This is a genomic window from Lysinibacillus sp. FSL K6-0232 (assembly GCF_038008325.1).
Classification (GTDB): Bacteria; Bacillota; Bacilli; order Bacillales_A; family Planococcaceae; genus Lysinibacillus.
In genome coordinates, this window is record NZ_JBBOYW010000001.1 from 2,362,761 (window position 1) to 2,384,982 (window position 22,222).

The window sequence follows — 22,222 nt, forward strand, 5'->3', positions numbered from 1 at the left end:
TGTTTAAATCGAATGAAAGGAGCTTTACCGATATGAGGAACGAAAAAATTTTAATCGTTGAAGATGATATCGATATTATGGAAGTGCTCTCTCTTACGATTGCCAAGGCTCATTATACAGTACTGAAGGCAATATCCATTGCACAAGGCTGGCATATGGCGATGACTGAGCAGCCTGATTTAATTTTATTGGATGTTAATTTACCAGATGGCACAGGCTTTGAGCTGGCGAAAAAAATTCGTGCCCAATCAGATGTTATTATTATTTTTGTGACGGTGAATCATTTTATTGATCAAAAGCTTGAAGGCTTTGAGGTTGGTGCAGATGACTATATTACAAAACCATTTATCCCAAAGGAATTACTAGCACGTGTGCAGGCAAATTTAAAGCGAAAAGCAGGACCAAAGAAAGGCAATATTATACATATTGATAATTTAGCCATTCATTATGATGAAAAAAATGTTTATAAAGATGGGGTATTGTTAAATTTATTTACAAAGGAAAAGCTACTGCTGTTCTATTTGATTGAGCATGCCAACCAAGTGATTAGCGTGGATCAATTAATCGACCATGTTTGGGGGCGGGATGGGGTAGCAGATTCAAAAACAGTATCTGTTCATATTAGTACACTACGCCGTAAAATTGAGGATACACCTGCTAAACCTAAATGGATTCAAACGGTGCGAGGGTTTGGCTATCAATTTGTCCATAAAAAAAAGAGTGATGGCTCGTAAAGCACCATCACTCTTGCTAAGTAACTCCTGTCACAAGCGGTAATGTAAAGCTAAAAATTGTGCCTTGCTGTTTAGGACTTTCAACTGTTATTTCTCCATTGTGCTGTGTAATAATTTGCTTACAGATGGCTAAGCCAATACCATGTGACTCCAAATGCTGACTAGGAGATGCTCGATAATAGCTATCGAAAACAAAGGGCAAATCACTGTCAGCTATACCAATGCCACTATCGGCTACTAAACAGCGTAGCTGCATCTTCTCTACATGTATCATCAATTGAATATGTCCATCAGTTGTATATTTCATCGCATTATTCATTAAATTTTCCATCACTTGTGCTATGCGTGCCTCATCTATTAAGAGCCGCGCCTCTGGATGCCCTTCAAAGTGTGCGCTATAGTCTAAACCTAATCGTTTGACATCATCCTCATAACGGTACGCAAAGCGCTGGAATAATTCCTGTGCGGTTATTTCTGTAAAGGTGAATTCTGCTCTCCCCGCTTCCAAGTTCGCTAAATCAAATAAACCTTGAATCAGTCGATTTAACGATAATAGCCTTTCCTTACTTCTAATTAAATATTTCTCGATGGCTGCTTTATCCTCGATGACACCCTCAAGCATTAATTCAATATAGCCTAACGTAGAGGTTAATGGTGAGCGTAATTCATGAGAAATACTATGCAAAAGCTTTTTACGCTCTAATTCATTTTTTTCTAAGCGCTCATTCATGGCTGTTAAATGTCTATTTGTTTCATCTAATTCCCTTGTACGCATATGCACGCGCTGCTCTAATTCACCATATATTTTAGCATTTTCAATGGATACGGCAATTTGTGCAGCGATTACTTGCAATAAATGAACATGCGATGGATGAAAGGCATTCGTCATTAATGTATTTTCAAAATACAACACTGCAATAATATGATTCTGATGAACAATCGGCAGACATAATATGGACTTAGCAGATGCATATAAGGATAGTTGATGATGTCCTTGTCCATTTTGAATAATAAGATGCTCTTTGCTTTTTAAGACATAGCGTACGATGGATTGCATCGTTGCGCTTAAATCCTCCACTGTTTGCTGGTCATACATTGTAAAGGTTGTTGCCTGTGCTTCTGCCTTTGCTAGCACCATTAATTGTTGCTGTTGGTTATGGATAAAGTAGCCGACATCTGCCCCTATATGCTTTAATAGGGAAAACAATATTTTATGCAATAAATCCTCCATTCGTATAGCCGTTGCAAAGGATTGTGTTGTTTCAAAAACTGTCATCATATCAAAGGTAAGTGCTTGTTTACGCTGATTTTCTGGTATGCGCTGCACCTGATAAATGAGTTCCCACCTTCTAGCAATTGTGTCAGCTCCCCATGCTTGCACCTTTTGAATAGCATGGACGATATAATGCCTTGCCATTTTATGCTGTTGCTTTGCTCGATAATAATTGGCTGCACGTTCATATGCCAATCCCGCATCCTGTATAAAAGCATGTAAATTTGCCAATCGAATTGCTCGATCATAATAAAGCTCAGCATCCTTATCTTGCTTTTTCAAACGATAATACTCAGCTACTAATAAAGCATAGAGATGCTCATAATTTTCCGTAGCATAGTGTGACCATTTTTTAAATTTTTTTATGCTTTGCTGAATATCGGCAAGATAGCGCCTTTTTTCCTGTCTGCTACATTGCTGAGAATGCAGCCAATCAATTTGCCACAGCGCACGATAAAAATAATAAACAGTTGTAACTGGTAATGTATATGTTTCTTTGTTGAGTTCCTTTAATGCCTGTAAAATCGCCTTCCCTTGCTGTTTATCACCTAATAAAAAAGACATTTGCAGGCGCACAGCATAATGCATAATTTTAATAGCGGGCTGATCCTGTATCGTAAAAGGATAGGCCCAATGGACGAGATGATTGGGATAACGAAGTATATTGATCCATCTGTCCATTTCAGCTAAAAAGTCTATCGATAAAGTGGTCGCCTGATTGAAAAACTCCTCCTGCTGATGTCTAATTTCTTGCTGTAAATCTTGAATTGTTGTGCCTTGAATAAATCTGATCGCAACAATAAAGCAGGAGGCAGAGGACACTAAATGATGTAAGCCAATCTCCTGATTTTTTTGCTGGGAGATACTAATATATTGAATACTAGCTTCATATGGCGCTGTCCAGTGATTAATAAATACACCGTACACATAATACGTATGCCCTTTAATATATAGATTCTCCTGCTTATCAGCAACTGTAAGCGCAAGCTTGCCAAAGCGAGTAGCTTCTTGAATATTGTCGAAACCTGCATTTAATAGTAGAGCATAGTTAATCAAGACCATGCCATTTTTCGAAGTAGTTCCATGCTGCAATTGCAAACGTAATCCCTTCATTAACAAAATACCTGTTAAATTTGGATTTAGTAAAAAAGCGCTTGCTGTCATACTAATAATTAAATGAATCAATACATCAATTTCCTCGCTATCTGTTGGCGGATGCTGCAATAAATCCTCATCAGACATATGACGTAAAGCCCATTTTAATAATAAAAACTCCTTTAAAAGCTGTGATTTTTTAGGATGTTCTGTAATATTGATACGCGCAACCTGTAAGCCTGCTAGCCCCGCCTTCAAGCCAATTGTAGGGCTATCAGATTCAATGTATAGCACCGTTTTCAAACTATTTACCAGCAGCTTTTCCAACACCGTTTCTGCATGCTCTAACGCTTCTGTTAAATGGATTTCTGATTGTGCATAGTGCCCTATTATATATTCACACTCACCTAAGTTGGCATATAGTTTGACAGATTGCTCTCTCAACATGACCCAGTGATTGGCAGGTAATAGCTCTTTACTCGTTGTAAAATAATAAAGTGCATTATCAAAAAGACCCATACACTTCGCCTCTAGCCCTAGCTGATAATTCCATAGCACTAATTGCTGCCTTTCCTCTTGCGTTAATAATACTTGCGCATAATTATAATGCTTCACAATCTCATTTAAACGATAATAATCCCCCATATTAGCTTCGTTCTCTGTTAATAGCTTACCAATTTGATAATGAAGCCTCCTACGCTCTTGCAATGGTAAATCATGATAAGCTACCTGCTGAATACGATCATGGACAAATTGAAACCTCATCGGCATTGTATGCAAAATACCTTCATGTGCAAACTTACTCGCCCATTTAAAATGAGCATCCAATGGTACAATAAAGCCGTCTTCAATTAATCTATTGATAAACGTTAGCAAATCCTGTGCTGATAGATCAACAAGCTTTAATACGGCACTCAGCTCAAACTGGCGGCCAAAACAAGCGATAATGCGCAATACGTCATGTACATCTATTGCTAATGTAGCCATTCTATTTTCAATAAAGGTTAATAGCTCCTTCTTTAAAAATAATTGCTGAAATTTTTGCAGGCTAAACTGCCATTCCTTTTGCTCAGCTTGAAAATAGATTGTGTTATTTTGCTGTAGTGAACGCACAGCCTCTTTCACAAATAATGAATTACCCTTTGTCACATGAAATAATTGCTGGGCAAGCATTTGTATGGTTTCTGGCTGTGCATGGAAGGATGCTTCTAGCCAATGCTGCACGGCTTGCTCTGTCAAAGGAGGTACATGAATCATAGTATCATAAGAAACAATTGGTGCTCCCTGCGACTCGCTTTCTTCATTAGGACGAAATGCGCTAATAATCATAAAATAGCCCGCTCGATGTTGCTCATAAATTTGTGCCATAATATCCATGGTACTGCTTGTAGCCCAATGGACATCGTCGACAAACCATACAACGGGCTTTTTTTGTAGCGCGAATGTCATTAATATTTTTTGAATCGACAGCAATATATGAGATTGGAGCTGTTTTGTATTTTCACGAACTTCCTTTGGAATCTCTGTTTCCTTCTGAATAAACCATTTCAGCTCAGGCAATAAACGAACAAGCTCCTCTGTAATGACAAGCTTGACATCCTGAAATAATTTTTGCCATAGCTGAACAGATTTTTCTCCTTCCATATAAACTAATTTCAATAAAGTTCGTAATGGGTGAGCATCGATTGTATAATCGTTATCTAGCTGTAGCTGCTCATACTTTGTTGTAATAAAATACCCTTTGGCAGCCGCAATTTCTCCCTTTAGCTCCTCAACAAGCCTTGATTTACCACATCCAGCCTCTCCTACAATCGTTACAAGCTTTTTATCACCTCTTGCTACTTGCTGAAAGATGGAGGAAAGCTCCGCAAATTGCTGTTCTCTGCCATAAAGCTTCGTCGATAACCCTGTGCTTATACGCATATCCTGTTCGCCTAATGGAAAATCGTCAAGCGACTCATTTGCTAGCAGCTTGTGCTGAATGGAAAGCAAATCCCCCCTTAATCCAATGGCACTTTGATAGCGTGCATCTGGATTTTTTGCCAATAGCTTGTCAATAATGTGCCAAAGAATCGGAGGCAAACTATTTTGAGCGCTTATTAAGGCTGCTGGCTTTTTCGTCACAATTTCATAAATAAGATCAACAGCGTCCTCCGCCTGAAAAGGTAATTGACCGCCCACTATCTCATAAAAAATCACACCGAGCGCATATAAATCAGAGCGGTAATCCACGGCTGCATTAAGCCTTCCTGTTTGCTCTGGCGCATAGTAAGGCAATTGCTCTATTTGCTCATATGGATTGTCAATAACAACGGGTGACTCCGCATCATACTTAGCGCTATACGTTGAGCTTAATAGCTTTATTTTTAATGAGTTCGGATTAATTAAAATTTGCTGTGGATTAAGGTGCAAATAAAGCAGTTCACTTTGCTGCATTTTTATACAAATATTTGTTAGCTCAATAGCTATTTGTAAAAATTGATGTAAAGAAATATGATGATAGGTCAAGCGCTTTAAGGCCACTCCGTTAAAATTTTCATAAATAATTGCATATTGGCCATCAATATAATCAATAGCAATTGGCTGTAATAGCCAAGGATTTTGCTCGTGGGCAAACAATGAAAATTCATATTGCAGCTTTGCTCTTTTTTCAGCAGAGTTATGATGAATGCTTTTCACAAGGACCAAGCGATTATATTTTTGCATATACATTCTTTGCAGATGCCAATGCTGTGTTGATTGTAAAAGAATACAATCATTCATAGGCAGTTCCTCCTTTCGTTATAGGGCTTAGTTGAATGGTTTGGTTATGCTTGTTTTTATCAGCTAAATCATCCATTGCACCATTCTTAAACTAGACACCTCTCCATCTTTATGTATTTACTACTATAAAAAGCGAAGGTTAAAAATTGGTTAAATTATTGAAGCTTTTTTCTCCTACTGTAAAAATTTTTTGCGATAGATATGCGGTGAGTAGCCTGTATATTTTTTGAATTTTTCAATATAGTAGCTAACTGTACTAAAGCCTGTTAGCACTGCAATCGTTGTAATGGATTGCTCATGATTTTGCAATAGCTTCAGACTTTTACGAAGCTGATAATATAGCAAATATGTAAAAGGCGTCATTCCAACAACTTTTTTAAAAAAGCGACTGCATTCTGCTGGGCTGATATAAATATGTGCTGCTAAATCTGCCAATGTAATTTTCTGATGATAATGGCTATGTAAAAAATCAAGCATAGCCTTTACTCGTTCATGTTGGACAATTGTGAGGGTATCCATAATTTCCGTTGTTAGCATGGATTGTGTAAGCATTGTTTCCCATATGGTTAACAGCTCCCTCCAAACCTGTAGCTCAAAAAATGGCACTTACGTCTGCAATAAATGAGCAATGTCGTTCACCCTGCCAGCTAACGCTACTGTAAGCTTGACATAGGATAATCAATTATTCGTTATATAAGGCTCAATATAGTTCGTCATAATAACACTGTCTGCATATCCTCCTATTAAAAAAGGGTCTATATTAATACAGTATGTTCCATTTGGTAAGGCTTTGCTTCATGTAGCCTTGCTGTATTAATAAACAATCCTTCCCCTGCTTCAAGAACTACTGTTTCCGTTTCTATTCGATACTGTACATGCCCACTTTTAATATAAACAAATTGAATTTCCTTATGCCAATACAAAGGTAAAACATCCATGCTTGCTAGGCGCAATATTGTTTCATACAAAGCAAGTGGAAATGCCTTTGAGCCGTGCAATGTAAGCTCCTGTAAATCCTTCGCTATTTTAATATGGGGTTTGACCACCTCAATATTTTTAGCTGTATAATTCGATATTTATTCAGTTGGAAATCTTTTATAATCATCCTATATTGATAGTTTAGGAGATGTGATGATGTGAATCAAATTATCAAGAAAAAACGTACACTCGGCTTGCTACTTGTTATTTTAGGAGCAAGCTTTTGGGGAATTGGTGGAACGGTAGCACAACGGCTGTTTCAGCAGGACAATATCCCTGTAGAATGGCTTGTATCTAGCCGTTTGCTATTAGCGGGTGTCTTGCTGCTCGCCCTCTATAAAATAACCCACCGCCAAGCATCCATATTTGTTATATGGCGCACAAAGCAAACAGCCTTGCGACAAATTTTATTTAGTTTACTTGGCATGCTAGCTGTTCAATATACATATATGATGTCGATTGCGATTGGGAATTCAGCAGTAGCAACATTGCTACAATATTTAGCACCGCTATTTATTATCGCATACTACTTGCTTACAAGGCAGAGCACCTTAACAAAACAAGATGGTATAGCCGTTACACTTACACTTGTCGGGACTTTTTTATTACTAACAAACGGCTCTTTTTCTACCTTGTCAGTTCCATTTACGGCTGTGTTCTGGGGTATACTCTCTGGACTTTCGCTCGCCTTTTATACAATCTATGCTGGACCACTATTACAGCAATTTCATTCATTGCTTGTTGTTGGCTGGTCCATGCTTATTGGGGGAGCCGTGATGAGCCTTTTCCATCAGCCATGGGTCATTGAATTATCCACTTGGACATTTTCCACAGTGGCTTATTACTTTTTTATTATTATTTTTGGAACCATGCTTGCCTTTTGGTTTTTTATTGCAAGCCTACGTTATTTATCGCCAAAGGAGGCAAGCTTATTAGGCAGCCTTGAGCCACTAACAGCCGTCATCACCAGCGTATTGTGGCTAAAAATTTCCTTTGGCAGCTTTCAATTTATTGGCACATTGCTAATTTTGCTAATGATTTTATATCTCACCGTCTTTCAGAAAAAGCAATAAAGCCTATTACAACAGTGAATACCTCCTAAAAATATGTAGAAAAATATAAATTTATACATAAAATTTACATATTTTATATATCTTTTTTCCTTATTTCGCTATTATACTAAATATAATAATGGATAAAGGGAGGTATTTTTATGGGTAAAAAGGTTATTTTCTTTGAGGTTGAAGGTGGCACAGATAAAGGACCTGATGGCTATCGTCCTGATACGATGCCAATGGTGGATGCACTACAGCAGCGCGGACAAGAAGCAGAGGTTATTTTCTTTAATGTAACGAAAACACAGCAAATATTTGACTATGTGAAGGAACATGGTATTGCCTATGTATCACGTATTAATCCTGGTAACTTACAGCATGAAGAGGCGTATTTTGCTATGCTACGCGAGCTATGCCAAGCTGGTGTGATGGGAATGCCACATCCAGATGCGATGATTAGCTATGGCTCAAAGGATGCTTTATCAAAACTTACAACTACTAATTTAGTGCCTGATGATACATTTGCCTACTACACAGTTGACGTCTTTAAGGCACAGTTCCCTATCTCCTTAGCTTTAACAGAGCGTGTGCTCAAGCAAAATCGCGGCTCAACAGGTGAGGGCATTTGGCGCGTTCATGTAGTCGAACCATTAGCTGAAGGCATGACAACCGTCCCGCTTGACGCAAAAATTAAATGCACAGAAGCAAAAGATAATCATGTAGAATACTGGCAGCTTGGCGATTTTATGACGTTTTGTGAGCAATATATCACAGGACCAAACGGTATGCTAATTGATATGCGCTTCCTTCCGCGCATTACAGAAGGCGAAATTCGTTTATTAATGTTACGTCACCACCCTGTCCACGTTGTCCATAAAAAGCCTGCAGACACGGCAGATGCCTTTAGTGCCACACTATTTTCTGGAGCTCATTACCGTTATGATGCTCCCGAGGATTGGGCAGCACTTGTCCAAAATTTTTTAGCGCAGCTTCCTCAAATAACAAGCCTATTAGGTAATTATGACTTACCACTTATTTGGACAGCTGATTTTATGCTAGACACGAATGAAGCTGGCGAAGATTGCTATATTTTAGGCGAAATAAATTGCTCCTGTGTCGGCTTTACTTCAGAGCTATCCTTCGCTCATCGTGTAGCAGAAGAAATTTTAGCCTCTATCCATGAAAATACCCCCATCGCTGCTTTAAACAAATAAAAATCCACTAGTACGTGGATTTTTATTTGCGCTTATTTATATATATACCTTAACAGCTTGTATAAATTCGTAAATAAAGTAGCCTGCAAAGCCTATTAATAAAAGGCCTGCTATAACCGTTAATATTTGAATCATTTTACGATTCATTGCCTTCCGTGTAACCGATACAATTGCTAGCAAGCCAATATCATGGAGTAAAATTCCACTGAGAACACCCGCAGCAATGATTAAAAAGCTTGTTGGCTGCCCCTGTCCATACGATTTCGCTAACACAACACCGAATACATTCACCCAAAACACCAGATTCCCCGGCGAAACAGCGACCAATAAGCCATTAAAATACGAGGCAAAAAATGATTTCGTTACCTTTTCTCCTGCCAATGTAATATCATGATCGGCATTTTTAATCGAATCATAGCCTAAAAACAGTAAAAACCCCGCTCCAATAAGCCACATAGGAATTTGAATAATTGGCATTGCTAAAATAGAGGCTAGCCCCATATAAAGAGCAAACACCAATACAACATCAATGGTCATACCACCAAGCCCTACAGCCCAGCCATGCATAAAACCATTTTTCAGTCCTTGCTTTGTCATTTCCACTGTAATTGCACCTACAGGCATGGCAATCGCAAGCCCTACCAATACATATGCTACATATAAACTCAAACAAACAACTTCTTTCATCTTATCGATAAGCTTCATACGTCCGTTTATTCGCTTAATATAGCATAAATATACTTAAAACGAAATAATTATTAGTATATTCATAAAAAAAGCATCCCTTATACAAAAGGGACGCCTCTAGTCATATTCTTTATTATAGCATCTGCTTTTTCCATTGCGCTAACAGATCCTCAGATTTTGCAATATCGATTTTTAATACGACCTGCTTTGTGGTGCAGCGTTTTTTTGCTTTGCTCCATGCTTCCTCTAAAGCTGGTAAATAGCTTAAATTTTTGCTAGCTGCTACTAGCTGAAAAAAAATATTACCTTGAATATAGTGCCAGCGAGGGTTCATGCCATCTAATTGAATGGCTTCTTCAATTAGACGTAGTGCTAAATATGGACTGCCCTCAGTACGGTTTAAAAATTGAGCGAATGCTCCCCAATAGAGTGCTTTATTTGGTTGCAGCTTAATCGCCTCTGCAAATTGCACCATCGCCTTATCATGCTCTGTTGCAAGGACATAATATTCTGCCATTGTATAATAGGCATTTGCCTGTGCGCCAACCTCACCTGCTAATAATTCATCCACTACTTTTCCAAATAGTTCATGGTCTTGGCTCCCTAAATAGGCAGCAAGTACATCTCGTTCAGGATATGAGCCATCTGCTCGCTCCACGCTTTGCTTAACTCTATCGTTCGTCGGAATTGGCATATTGGCATAGCCATTTGCCTCTAGCAATGCAATATGCTGTTGCAATGTTTGATATTGTTCCTTCTCCATTGCTGTATCGTTGCTGACAATAATCTTTGCTAATTGATAGCTTTCCTTTACTTGTCCACTCACAAATAAGTCATTGACTTGCTGAACTTGCTCATCCAATTGTTTTACCACGCTTACAATCCTCACCTTCGCCAAACGAAAAATCTCATTGCTAGTGTACCATCTTTCAAGGAGCAGCAAAAGGGAGCCTTTCTACAATTCTTTTAATCGAAAGGCTTTAACATGCTGCTCTAATGTATGTGCCATCTGCGTTGTTTCATTAGAGCCTTGTGCTACTTCATCAATGCTTGCTGTTGTTTGCTGTGCAGCTACTGTAATCATATGCATTGTTTCTTCAATATCTCGTATTGACTCGGTTAATTGTTGAATCATCTGTACAATTCGATCTGATTTTTCATTTTCAGCCGTTAACGCATTGGAAATGGCAATCATTTCTTCCACTGTTGTCGCCACAGCAGTAGAAATATTGCTTAAAGATTGTGCTGTTAAAAGAACAGTTTCTGTGCCTTTTTCAATATATTGCGTATTATCATTTGTTGATGTCATTACTTGCTGCACATGCTTCATAATATCTTGAATAAGCTGTTCAACCTGTAGCACCTCTTCATTTGACTGCTCCGCAAGCTTACGTACCTCTTCGGCAACAACCGCAAAGCCCTTGCCATGCTCTCCTGCTCTAGCTGCCTCAATGGAAGCATTCAAAGCTAGTAAATTCGTTTGTGAAGCAATGTTCGCAATAGATGTTGTAATTGCTTGAATTTTAGTTGCAGATGTTACTAAGTTTTCTACTGTGTGTTTAACTTCATCCGAGCCTTTATGAATTAATGCCATATCATGACTAATATCCTTTGCCAGTCGCTCACCCTCTGTTGCAAGCTTCATTGTTTCTCGCGCATTATCGGCACTATTATTAGCATTGCTTTGAATTTCTTGTAAATCCTCTGCCAATGAAGTAAGCACATCTGTCGCATTTTCAGCATGGTGCATCCCTGCTGTTACGGCACTGGATGCTTCCTCAATATTATTAGCCACGCCTTGTATGGTATTTGTCATATCGTTTAAAGTTGAAGCGGTTTCATCTGCATTCGTTACTAATGTTACAGAAGTTGAACGCATCGTCATAAGCATATTTTGTAAATTAGCGGTCATACGATTCAGCGTATTTGCTAAATCCTCCACCTCATCTTTGCTACGAATCTTTGTTTCTTCGACTGCTAAATTGCCATTTGCAATCTCTTTTGCCTGCTGAATTAAAATACTAATCGGTCTTACTTTACGACGGATTAAGAAGCCAGTAATAATAGACGCAATGAGCATTGGGAAAATACTAATTAAAATACCGCTTCTTACAACATCCCATGTGCGTTCCTTGACAATATTCGCATCAAAATCAATAACACTGATGGCAATAATCTCTTTGTTTGAGTCATGGTCTTGATAAATTGGTGCATAGCCTGATAAACGCTCCATCCCAGCAAAATCGTAAGGCTCTGAATAAGTTGGGTGTTTATGTGTCAGCATCATATCAATGGCCTCTTGATCTAAGTAAAATGCGTCACCAGGTGCATAGCCCTTCTCTATTAAATGGTCATCAAGCGCCAGCAATGTACCATCGAGCGCTAAAATATACTGCGTTTGAAAAATATCTTTATGATCAGTTGTCCAATTTAAATCCTGTCCAATCTGTGCCTGTGCAGCTTTATCGCCAGCTATCGCCTTCGTAAGTTCTTCAGGATTAATCAAGCCTGTTGTAATATTGGCACAGCCATAAGCCTCCACACCAGCAGCGTCATACAATTTATTGTATGCAGTTATGTATGTTGCGAACGATGTAATCCCTAGCATCACCACTAAAATACCAGCAATAATCGTTCCAAGCTGAAAAGTTAATGAATTGCGTAAATTCACGATTCACCCTCTCCCCTTTCTTGTCATACTTGTATAAGCATTCCTCGTTATTTCTCATCATACTATAAAAAGATGTATTAAAAAAGCATCTTTAATGATTCTAGCAAACTAAAAACATTGGATAAATGTTCTGAATTATGCGATAATTGAAATGGTATATTTTTTCTTTGAGCACTGATGACCATTACATCTTAGGAGGGCTTGCTATGAATAGACGTTTTCACTTGATATCACTTATTATAGGGAATTTATTAATAATAGGCGCTATTTTTATTTACGCTGTGCAAAGTCAAGTACAAGTGGCCATCAGTACATATGCTCTTGTAATAAGTTTTTTAAGCACATTGCTTATTATCTTTTTCTATGTATGGGGAGATGACAAGCAACAAATATCCAGTTAAATTCCCTTTACAAATGGCATTCTCCTCCAAATACATCAAGGGATTGTAGAAAAATAAATTTTTTTGGAGAAAATTTTAAAACAATGATTGAGTAGTATAACAATTTTCTGTATAATCGGCTTGTTTGACAATACTTTTTATGAACTTGGGGGTAGACAATTGGGTAAAGCATTGATTATCGGAGCTGGCGGAGTTGCCAGTGTTGTGGTACACAAGTGTGTTCAAAATTCGGACGTATTTGAGGAAATTTGTATCGCAAGTAGAACTGTTTCAAAATGTGACGCTCTAAAAGAAAAACTTGATGGCGGAAAAACAAAGATTCAAACTGCACAGGTAGACGCAGATAATACTGAAGAGGTTATTGAGCTTATTAAAGCTTTCGGACCAGATGTAGTCATTAACGTTGCATTACCTTATCAGGACTTAACGATTATGGATGCTTGCTTAGCGACAGGTGTACACTATGTGGATACTGCAAACTATGAGCCACCTGAAACGGCAAAATTTGAATATAAATGGCAATGGGCCTATAAAGAAAAGTTTGAAAAAGCTGGCTTAACTGCACTGCTTGGTAGCGGTTTTGACCCAGGTGTAACAGGCGTCTTTACAGCTTATGCACAAAAACATGAGTTTGATGAAATCCACTATATCGATATTGTGGATGCAAATGCTGGTGATCATGGTTATCCTTTCGCAACAAACTTCAACCCAGAAATCAATATTCGTGAAATCACAGCGAATGGTCGTTACTGGAAAGAAGGCGAGTGGATTGAAACAGCACCACTTGAGAAAAAAGAAGTGTATAACCTACCAGAAATCGGACCAAAAGATATTTACCTTCTATATCATGAAGAGCTTGAATCGCTTGCGAAAAACATTAAAGGCTTAAAGCAAATCCGCTTCTGGATGACGTTCTCTGAAAAATACTTAACACACTTAAAAGTATTAGAAAACGTTGGAATGACATCTATCGAACCAATCGAATTTGAAGGTCAAATGATTCAGCCTATTCACTTCTTGAAGGCAGTATTACCAGACCCAGCTTCACTTGGACCACGTACAAAAGGTAAAACAAATATCGGCTGTATCATTCGCGGTCTAAAAGATGGTAAAGAAAAAACATACTATGTATACAATGTATGTGATCATGAGGAATGCTATAACGAGGTTGGCTCACAAGCGATCTCTTACACAACTGGCGTACCAGCTATGATTGGTGCAATGCTTGTAATGAATGGCGAATGGCGTAAACCAGGCGTTTGGAATGTAGAAGAATTCGATCCAGATCCATTTATGGATGCACTAAATAAATGGGGTCTACCATGGCAAGAAAGCCATAATCCAGAATTGCTTGACCTTGATTTAGATGCAAAGGAAGTAAACCGATGAAACCAATTGATTTTTCAAAAGTTCCATCCCCTTCCTATGTAGTGGATGAGCGATTATTAACAAAAAATCTTGAGCTTTTAAAATCAATCCAAGAGCGTACAGGCTGTCGCATTTTACTAGCCCTTAAAGGCTTTTCCATGCATTCAACCTTCCCTTTAGTTGGGAAATATTTAGCAGGTATTACAGCTAGCTCATTGCATGAAGCGCGACTTGGCTATGAAAAAATGGGCAAGGAAGTGCATGTTTATGCGCCTGCTTATATTGAGCATGAAATGGACGAGCTACTAGGCTATGTAGATCACATTGTTTTTAACTCATTTAATCAATGGGCACAATACAAAGATAAAGTAAAATCGGCTGGTAAAACAATCGAATGTGGTATTCGCGTAAACCCTGAATACTCTGAGATTGAAACAGCTCTTTACGATCCTTGCTATACAAATTCTCGTCTTGGCACAACGTTAGCTAATTTTGATAAATCACAGCTTGATGGTATTGATGGCTTACACTTCCATGCAATGTGTGAGCAAAATTCAGATACTTTAGAGCGTATTATTGAAGTTGTTGAAGAAAAATTTGGGGATGTTTTGCACCAAATGAAATGGTTAAATTTCGGCGGTGGTCACCATATTACGCGTGAAGATTACGATGTAGAAAAGCTTGTAAATATCATTAACTACATCCAAGAAAAGTATAACTTACTTGTTTATCTTGAGCCAGGTGAAGCCGTAGCGCTCAATACAGGCTATCTAGTCGCAACAGTGCTGGATATTCAGCAAAATGGTATGGACCTTGCTATTTTAGATACATCTGCAACATGTCATATGCCTGATGTACTTGAGATGCCATACCGTCCAATGATTATCGGCTCTGGACAAGCCAATGAATTCGCACACACATATCGCTTAGGCGGGCTAACATGTCTTGCTGGCGATGTCATTGGTGACTATTCCTTTGAAGAACCATTAAAACCCGGTGATCGTCTTGTCTTTACAGATATGGCTCACTATTCAATGGTGAAAAATCATATGTTTAATGGTGTCAACTTACCTGCTATCGTTTCTTATAATGATGAAGAAGGTATCAAGGTCATTCGCGAATTTACATTTGAAGACTATAGCGGCAGGCTATCCTAAGCCACTTCTAAAAGCCCCTCCAGCACTGGAGGGGCTTTTAGCTTTTGCTGCGCATCGCTATCCTACATTTCGTGCGCTCTATCCGTCATTTCGAGCATTCTATCCGCTTTATGCTTCTTCCCTTTCATTTTCCAGCATTTTATGTAAATAAGCGATAATCTCGCGAATGCCATCTAATGAATTGACGAGTATTTTTGGGTCAACATACGTAATCATGCGGTTTTCAAGATTGGCTACGGCTGTAAAATAACGCGTTTTTGCATAATTAACAAGACCTAATTGCTGCAATACCGTATCATCGAAATCAAGAATCTCGCGCGCTTCTGTTACAAGTAAGCCATAATTAACAACATCGGTATTTAACACGATCACGCGAGCTGTTTCTGTATTGGATGAACGATTGTACAAAATTCGTTCAAAATCAAGCACAGGCACAAGCTCACCTCGAATTCTTGTAAAGCCTAGAAGATAGTTTGGTAAATGAGGAATAGGTGTTACCTGCTCTAATTTTTCAATAGAAATCGTTTGCTCCACAGGTACTGCATATTCCTCTGTACCACAAGCAAAAACAACTGCTTTTACACTCTCCATGCGTTCACATCCTTCTATTCAACGATTATTTCTTCGCAGACTCTTTCACAATTTCAACAAGTAAATCTGCTAATTTTTCTAATTCTTCTACAGGTATTTTTTCATTTGTTGTATGAATATCCTCATAGCCAACAGATAAATTTACCGTTGGAATACCAAAGCCTGCAATGACATTCGCATCAGACCCTCCACCTGAAACACCTAAGACAGGTGTACGGTCAATATTGCGTGCCGCTGCCATCGCCACTTGGACAACTTTATCTGATTCTGTTACACGGAAACCTGGATACATTAGCTTTACTTCTACTTCAGCACGTGCCCCTAAAGAAGCAGATACTTGTTCAAAGGTTTCTTGCATATGCTTTGTTTGTGCATTTAGCTTTGCTTGGTCGATTGAGCGTGCTTCCGCTAAAATTGTCACTTCATCGCAAACAATATTTGTCGCTTGCCCACCCTCAAAGCGCCCAATATTCGCTGTTGTTTCTTCATCTAAGCGGCCTAGCTTCATTTGAGCAATACACTTAGAAGCCACTGTAATGGCTGAAATGCCTTTTTCAGGTGCAACTCCTGCATGTGCAGTTTTTCCAATAATTTTGGCAAAAATTTTCGCTTGGAATGGAGCTGCTGTGACAATACCGCCTACTTTGCCATCGCTATCCACAGCAAAGCCATATTTTGCTGTAATGCTAGAAGGGTCTAACTCCTTCGCTCCAGCAAGACCACTTTCCTCACCTGCTGTAATAATAAGCTCGATATCCCCGTGTTCAACTTGCTGTTCTTTTAAGCGCTTCACCAGCTCCAGCAATGCCGCAATTCCTGCTTTATCATCCGCGCCTAAAATCGTTGTACCGTCTGATACAATATAACCGTCTTCACGTAAAGATGGTTGAATACCTTTACCTGGCACAACTGTATCCATATGAGCAGTAAAGTAGATTGGCTCTACATCCAATGTACCTTTTAATGTTGCAATAATATTGCCAGCTCCATGCCCATTGCGCGTATGTGCATCATCTTGAATAACTGTCAATCCCAGTGCCGTTAATTTTTCTACTAAAATTGGTGCAATTACTTGTTCATGCTTTGCTTCTGAATCAATTTGAACAAGCTCAAAAAACTCTTCTACTAAACGACTTGTCATGTTGAAAAACTCCTTAGTTTACGTGTTTTTCCACGTAATAGTATACTCATTATTTTAGCACAACGTTCATGGAGTTGACATCATTCAACATAGCCTTAAAAAAAGCCTAGGAAAAGATTTCCTAGACTTGCTTTAACCATTTAAAATAGCTTCCTTTTCCTGCTGTAATGTTTGTAAGTAGTGAACAGCCTTTGTACGTTTATCTTGTAAGCGTAAAATTGTATTATGTACATCATCCTGTATACGAGAAACCTGCTCTCTTGCCGTTGAAATTTTCGAGTGCACAGACCAAGCAGAAAAAATATCATCGAAAAAGTAGTCAGCAAATTTTACAAAACCATCTGTTTCTACATGCAGTGATTTGGTAGACATTTCATGAATATCTAATAATTCATTGTGAAAGCGTTGCAAGGCAATTTGTGCATTATGTAAATAGCTTTCTGATTGATCAAGTGCATCATGCTTCAAATGTGTAGCGATAAGCCCGCCGCCAAAGAATGTATCCCATGTAGAGTAGCCACTTGCCGAATGTAATGAAGCTGCTGCTTGCCCTAGCTTTGTCAGTGCTACTTCACCCGCCTCCTCAGCCTCTTGAATTTCAAGCATTAATTGCTTTGTTAGCATCTCTTCCTCTGCTAACTGTTCAAGCCTTTGTGCCTGTGCTGGATCATGAATTTGTAAGTAGCCTTGCTTTTTCGCATGAATATGTCGCAGTGTTTGCTGTAATGCTTGCTCATCTATTTGTGCTAATTTTTGTGTTACTTGGGCTTGATCTGCTGTTAAGTCTGCTTGCATTTTTTTAGCTTCGTTGATTTTTAATTCTAGCACTGCTGCTTTATCAATTTTTTCTGCTCGCAGCTCATCTTGCTGTCCTGTCCATGTACGAATCATATTCATAAATGAGAAACCATCTAATTTATCAAGTTTTGTGCGAAGTTGCTGAAGTGCTGTAGAATATTTTGTTATTTCCTCTTGTGCATGTTCAATCTGCTTATCAATTAATAGACTTTGCTCATTTAACCTTGTCTTAGTTCTTAACTGTGTATAAATCCGTTCCTGCTCTTCTTGTAATTGCTTCCATTCCATTCGACTCAACTCCTCTTACTATAAAGTACGAATGAAAATGAAAAATGTTTCAAATATTTGTTAATAATTTTCATTGATTTTTAGTAAAAATAAGGCCTAGCAACTATATAGCTGCTAGGCTTATCTTATGTTAAAGTGGAATATTTCCGTGTTTTTTCTCTGGACGTGTTTCGTGTTTGTTTGCTAGCATATCAAGCCCTTGAATTAGCTTAATACGAGTATCGCGTGGGTCAATAACATCGTCTACCATACCGCGTGAAGCTGCCACATATGGATTTGCAAATTTTTCTTTATATTCTTCAATTTTTGCTGCACGTGTTGCTTCTGGATCACTGGATTGAGCAATTTCACGCGCAAAAATAATATTGGCAGCACCCGCAGCTCCCATTACGGCAATTTCAGCATTTGGCCATGCAAAGACAAGGTCAGCACCGATTGATTTAGAGTTTAAGGCAACGTAAGCGCCTCCATAAGCTTTACGAAGAATCACTGTAATTTTTGGTACAGTCGCTTCTGAGTAAGCATAAAGAATTTTTGCACCATGACGAATAATACCACCATGCTCTTGCTTAACGCCTGGGAAGAAGCCAGAAACGTCTTCAAATGTGATGATTGGGATATTGTAAGCATCACAAGTACGGATAAAGCGAGCTGCTTTATCGGAAGAATCAATATCTAATCCACCTGCTAATACTTTTGGTTGGTTACAAACAAGCCCAACGGACTCACCAGCAATACGCGCAAAACCAACGACTACATTTTTGGCAAACTCTGCATGCACTTCCATAAAGGAACCTTCATCCACAACCTGCTCCACAACTTTACGCACATCATATGGACGTGTTGTTTCAATTGGCACTGTATCCACGATTTCTGGGCGATAGTCATCTCCCTCAGGTCGTGCTTGTCGAGGTGCCTTTTCCTTATTATTTTGTGGTAAATAGCTTAATAGTTTTTTAATTTGATTGATTGCCTCTTCTTCAGATGGTGCACGGAAATGGGCATTACCACTTACAGCATTGTTTACTTTAGAGCCACCTAGATTTTCAGCAGAGATTTTTTCACCTGTTACTGTTTCAATTACTTTTGGACCTGTAATAAACATTTGAGATGTTTTATCAACCATTAAAATAAAGTCTGTAATAGCAGGCGAATATACTGCACCACCAGCACATGGCCCCATAATAACAGAGATTTGTGGAATAACACCTGAATAAATAGCATTACGGTAGAAAATATGACCATACCCATCTAGCGATAGTACACCCTCTTGGATACGCGCACCACCTGAATCATTAATGCCGATAAATGGTGTACCATTTTTCGCAGCTAAATCCATCACTGTCGCCATTTTTTTAGCATGCATTTCACCAAGAGCTCCACCAAATACTGTGAAATCTTGTGAGAATAAGTAGACTGGACGACCATTGATTTTACCAAAACCAGTTACAACCCCATCTCCTGGTCCCTCTAGCTTGTCCATACCAAAGTCTACTGTACGGTGCGTAATAAATGGATTAATTTCAAAAAATGTACCTTCATCTAGCAACAATTCAATACGTTCACGAGCTGTTAATTTCCCCTTTTCGTGCTGCTTGTCGATACGCTCATAGCCACCCCCAAGCTCAATTACTGTCTTACGGTCATACAAGTCATTGATTTTGTCGAACATATCCATAATAATCACTTATCCCCTTTTCCACTTTTATCACATAATTCATATAACACCCCGAAGGAAGATTTAGGATGCATAAAGGCAACCTCTGCACCTCCAGCACCTGGTCCTGGCTCTTCAGATAGCAAACGTACACCTTTTTCACGAAGCTCTGCCATACGTTCACGAATACCTGTTACACCGAAAGCAACATGGTGAATCCCCTCGCCACGCTTTTCAATAAACCCATAAATTGCACTTTTCTCACTCATTGGCTCCAATAATTCAATTTTCACATTACCTGCGTCAATGAATGCAACACGAACTTGCTGTGATTCTACTTCTTCCACTTTCATCAACTTTAAGCCTAAAGTTTCAGTATAATATGTAATGCGTTCATCTAGATCGCGCACCGCAATCCCGATATGGTCTACTTTCTCCATGGGCACATCTCCTTCTGTTATGGTACATAACCTATTTTACAGAGTTTTTCGTCAAAACTCTACCACTTGAGAAATTTTTCAGATTTGCTAAACTATTTATAAGAAAAGAAGGAGCGAACGAGCATATGAGTAATAAAAAATTTCAAAAAATCGTTGTCTATACAATGGTAGTAATTATGCTAATTTCATCTTTGGCATTTGGCTTGTCTATGTTTCTTTAAGACAAAGCAGAGGCGTCCATCTAGTTATGGGCGCTCTTTTTTGACCTTTAAGCCTTTAAATGACTGCTTTATTTCTAAATACCTGTCCATTTCCTCAATAAGCTGATAGAGAGCTGCCTGCGCAATAAATTGCTGATGATTTTGTGGCAGCGGTAGCTGAGAAAAATCCTGCTTCACCCGCTCCAACTTCTCTCGGTAATGCCCTGCTGTATTTCCTGAATGCACATGTTCGCCAAGGTCTTGTAAAAAATCTGCCACAAGTTCTGCCTCTTGTACTATAACAGGTAATGTGGTCACTTTTGGCAGCACTCGTTCAATAATTTCTAACTGCTGCTCACGCATATCAAAATAAATATAGTAATCATTTTTACGCCGCATAAAATGGTTTTCAACATCTTTAAATGCCAATGATTTAGCATTTTCTAATGTGCTAACCGCTTCAATAATTTCTCGTCCATCCCACAGTGTATCTCCTTGACGTAAATAGTTTGCAACTTCAAAAAAAATCTTGCTATATAGCTCCTCAATTTTAACTCGATAGTAATTTAATTCCTTTTGAATATCTGGCATATACATATTAACGGCTAATCCTGTTCCATAGCCAATAGCCATTAATGCTAGTTCATTATAAACAAGTGGTAATGAAAAACTACCTGCTGCATAAATATGCATCATAATAACGGCACTAGAAATAAATCCATCCGTAATCTTTAATGATACAATTGTTGGAATAAACACAAGCAGCATACCTGCTAATGTTAATGGATGATAAGAAAAAAGCTCAAAGCTACCAAATGCGAAAACCATCCCAATCATACTGGCTGCCAAGCGTGTATAGGCTGCATGGATAGACCTCTTTTTCGTTGGCTGTATACATAATATGGTTAAAATACCAGCAGACGCGTATGAGGCTAAATCAAAATACTGGGCAATGGCGATCGCAATTGCCGCTCCAATTGCTGTTTTTAATGTACGATAGCCGATTGAAAACTTTTTCAAGCCGACTGCCTCCTGTCCTTTCATGCTCTCTTCTTATTATTTAGCCAATATTACGAAAATTCTACATGTGTATCATGAAAATTGGCAAGCTATCTATTACATGATGATAAGTAGCAAGCCTCTATAGATAGCATCTATCTATGAGGCTGTTACTTATGCAATTTTTTATGCAAGCATTATCTTACAGTTCATCACAATATTCTTCAAAGTTTGCTTGTAGATTTGTGACAACAGACATTGGGTCATGTCCTTCAATTTCATAGCGACCAACCTCTGCTACTACTTGTCCATCTTTTAAAAGGACAAAGGATGGCGAGGAAGGTAAATGATCTTCACCAAAATGGTAACGTGCAGCCGCAGTAGCTTCTTTATCTTGTCCTGCAAACACTGTGACAAGATGGTCTGGGCGTTTATCATAATGTACGCATTGTGCTGCTGCTGGACGCGCGATACCACCTGCACAACCACAGACAGAGTTCACCATGACCAATGTTGTTCCGGGACGTGCAAACGCCTCTTCAACAGCTTCTGGCGTTGTTAGCTGTTCATAACCAGCTGCCTCAATCTCAGCACGTGCCGTTTTTAAAATTTCCTGCATAAATAAATCGTAATCCATATTCATCTAACGATAGCTCCTTTCAAGTTCGCGCCAGTTTCGCATATTTTATAGTAGAGATATGACGCTTATACA

20 protein-coding genes are annotated in these 22,222 nt (G+C 38.7%); 7 read left to right on the forward strand and 13 right to left on the reverse strand.

The genetic code is table 11. From position 1 onward, the window contains the following. Positions 1 to 32 precede the first annotated feature (32 nt). The gene (locus tag MHB42_RS11530) at positions 33 to 734 is read left to right on the forward strand and encodes a response regulator transcription factor (protein WP_340806290.1); all 702 of its coding nucleotides are present in this window, start codon (positions 33 to 35) and stop codon (positions 732 to 734) included. A gap of 16 nt (positions 735 to 750) precedes the next feature. Here MHB42_RS11530 and MHB42_RS11535 read toward each other — a convergent pair whose 3' ends face one another. From MHB42_RS11535 to MHB42_RS11545, 3 genes are all read right to left on the reverse strand, one after another. After that, complete coding sequence (locus MHB42_RS11535; protein ID WP_340806291.1) at positions 751 to 5,865, reverse strand: ATP-binding protein; 5,115 nt, start codon at positions 5,863 to 5,865, stop codon at positions 751 to 753. A gap of 174 nt (positions 5,866 to 6,039) precedes the next feature. Then, the gene (locus MHB42_RS11540) at positions 6,040 to 6,471 is read right to left on the reverse strand and encodes a helix-turn-helix transcriptional regulator (RefSeq protein WP_340806292.1); all 432 of its coding nucleotides are present in this window, start codon (positions 6,469 to 6,471) and stop codon (positions 6,040 to 6,042) included. Between the two features lie 149 nt (positions 6,472 to 6,620). Then, positions 6,621 to 6,911, reverse strand: coding sequence for an AraC family ligand binding domain-containing protein (locus tag MHB42_RS11545; RefSeq protein WP_340806293.1), 291 nt, complete (start codon positions 6,909 to 6,911; stop codon positions 6,621 to 6,623). 90 nt (positions 6,912 to 7,001) lie between these two features. On the opposite strand from MHB42_RS11545, the gene MHB42_RS11550 reads away from it, so the two are divergent. Both MHB42_RS11550 and MHB42_RS11555 read left to right on the forward strand, forming a co-directional pair. Beyond that, positions 7,002 to 7,916 (forward strand): EamA family transporter, encoded by a 915-nt coding sequence (locus tag MHB42_RS11550; protein ID WP_340806294.1) that lies wholly within the window; start codon positions 7,002 to 7,004, stop codon positions 7,914 to 7,916. Between the two features lie 140 nt (positions 7,917 to 8,056). Then, positions 8,057 to 9,112: a Cj0069 family protein gene (locus tag MHB42_RS11555; protein ID WP_340806295.1), complete on the forward strand. Its 1,056-nt coding sequence runs from the start codon at positions 8,057 to 8,059 to the stop codon at positions 9,110 to 9,112. 36 nt (positions 9,113 to 9,148) lie between these two features. Here the strand turns inward: MHB42_RS11555 and MHB42_RS11560 are convergent, their stop codons facing one another. The 3 genes from MHB42_RS11560 to MHB42_RS11570 form a co-directional block, all read right to left on the reverse strand. After that, positions 9,149 to 9,781 carry a LysE family transporter gene (locus MHB42_RS11560; RefSeq protein ID WP_340806297.1) on the reverse strand — a complete coding sequence of 211 codons (633 nt, stop codon included), beginning with the start codon at positions 9,779 to 9,781 and terminating at the stop codon, positions 9,149 to 9,151. 151 nt (positions 9,782 to 9,932) lie between these two features. Further along, the gene (locus MHB42_RS11565; RefSeq protein WP_340806298.1) at positions 9,933 to 10,673 is read right to left on the reverse strand and encodes a tetratricopeptide repeat protein; all 741 of its coding nucleotides are present in this window, start codon (positions 10,671 to 10,673) and stop codon (positions 9,933 to 9,935) included. 81 nt (positions 10,674 to 10,754) lie between these two features. Next, complete coding sequence (locus MHB42_RS11570; RefSeq protein WP_340806300.1) at positions 10,755 to 12,470, reverse strand: methyl-accepting chemotaxis protein; 1,716 nt, start codon at positions 12,468 to 12,470, stop codon at positions 10,755 to 10,757. 206 nt (positions 12,471 to 12,676) lie between these two features. Between MHB42_RS11570 and MHB42_RS11575 the strand changes: the two genes are divergently transcribed. The 3 genes from MHB42_RS11575 to nspC all read left to right on the forward strand — a co-directional run bounded on the left by MHB42_RS11575 (position 12,677) and on the right by nspC (position 15,396). Next, positions 12,677 to 12,871: a hypothetical protein gene (locus MHB42_RS11575; protein ID WP_340806301.1), complete on the forward strand. Its 195-nt coding sequence runs from the start codon at positions 12,677 to 12,679 to the stop codon at positions 12,869 to 12,871. 159 nt (positions 12,872 to 13,030) lie between these two features. Continuing rightward, the gene (locus MHB42_RS11580; RefSeq protein ID WP_340806302.1) at positions 13,031 to 14,260 is read left to right on the forward strand and encodes a saccharopine dehydrogenase family protein; all 1,230 of its coding nucleotides are present in this window, start codon (positions 13,031 to 13,033) and stop codon (positions 14,258 to 14,260) included. Beyond that, on the forward strand, positions 14,257 to 15,396 hold the full coding sequence (gene nspC, locus MHB42_RS11585; RefSeq protein ID WP_340806304.1) for a carboxynorspermidine decarboxylase: 1,140 nt from the start codon (positions 14,257 to 14,259) through the stop codon (positions 15,394 to 15,396). Before MHB42_RS11580 ends, nspC begins: the two co-directional genes overlap by 4 nt. A gap of 108 nt (positions 15,397 to 15,504) precedes the next feature. On the opposite strand, the gene MHB42_RS11590 is transcribed toward nspC, so the two are convergent. From MHB42_RS11590 to mce, 5 genes are all read right to left on the reverse strand, one after another. Continuing rightward, positions 15,505 to 15,987: a chemotaxis protein CheW gene (locus MHB42_RS11590; protein ID WP_340806305.1), complete on the reverse strand. Its 483-nt coding sequence runs from the start codon at positions 15,985 to 15,987 to the stop codon at positions 15,505 to 15,507. Between the two features lie 25 nt (positions 15,988 to 16,012). After that, entirely contained in the window at positions 16,013 to 17,128 is a 1,116-nt protein-coding gene (locus MHB42_RS11595) for a M20/M25/M40 family metallo-hydrolase (RefSeq protein WP_340806306.1), read from the reverse strand. A 132-nt stretch (positions 17,129 to 17,260) separates the two neighbouring features. Further along, complete coding sequence (locus MHB42_RS11600) at positions 17,261 to 18,214, reverse strand: hypothetical protein (protein WP_340806308.1); 954 nt, start codon at positions 18,212 to 18,214, stop codon at positions 17,261 to 17,263. A gap of 130 nt (positions 18,215 to 18,344) precedes the next feature. Continuing rightward, entirely contained in the window at positions 18,345 to 19,892 is a 1,548-nt protein-coding gene (locus MHB42_RS11605; protein WP_340806309.1) for an acyl-CoA carboxylase subunit beta, read from the reverse strand. A 5-nt stretch (positions 19,893 to 19,897) separates the two neighbouring features. After that, positions 19,898 to 20,311 carry a methylmalonyl-CoA epimerase gene (mce, locus tag MHB42_RS11610; RefSeq protein ID WP_340806310.1) on the reverse strand — a complete coding sequence of 138 codons (414 nt, stop codon included), beginning with the start codon at positions 20,309 to 20,311 and terminating at the stop codon, positions 19,898 to 19,900. A gap of 125 nt (positions 20,312 to 20,436) precedes the next feature. Between mce and prli42 the strand changes: the two genes are divergently transcribed. After that, positions 20,437 to 20,532, forward strand: coding sequence for a stressosome-associated protein Prli42 (prli42, locus tag MHB42_RS11615; RefSeq protein WP_340806312.1), 96 nt, complete (start codon positions 20,437 to 20,439; stop codon positions 20,530 to 20,532). 24 nt (positions 20,533 to 20,556) lie between these two features. Here the strand turns inward: prli42 and MHB42_RS11620 are convergent, their stop codons facing one another. Beyond that, complete coding sequence (locus MHB42_RS11620) at positions 20,557 to 21,555, reverse strand: aromatic acid exporter family protein (protein WP_340806313.1); 999 nt, start codon at positions 21,553 to 21,555, stop codon at positions 20,557 to 20,559. A 157-nt stretch (positions 21,556 to 21,712) separates the two neighbouring features. Next, entirely contained in the window at positions 21,713 to 22,153 is a 441-nt protein-coding gene (locus MHB42_RS11625) for a BrxA/BrxB family bacilliredoxin (protein ID WP_004231203.1), read from the reverse strand. Positions 22,154 to 22,222: the final 69 nt, after the last annotated feature.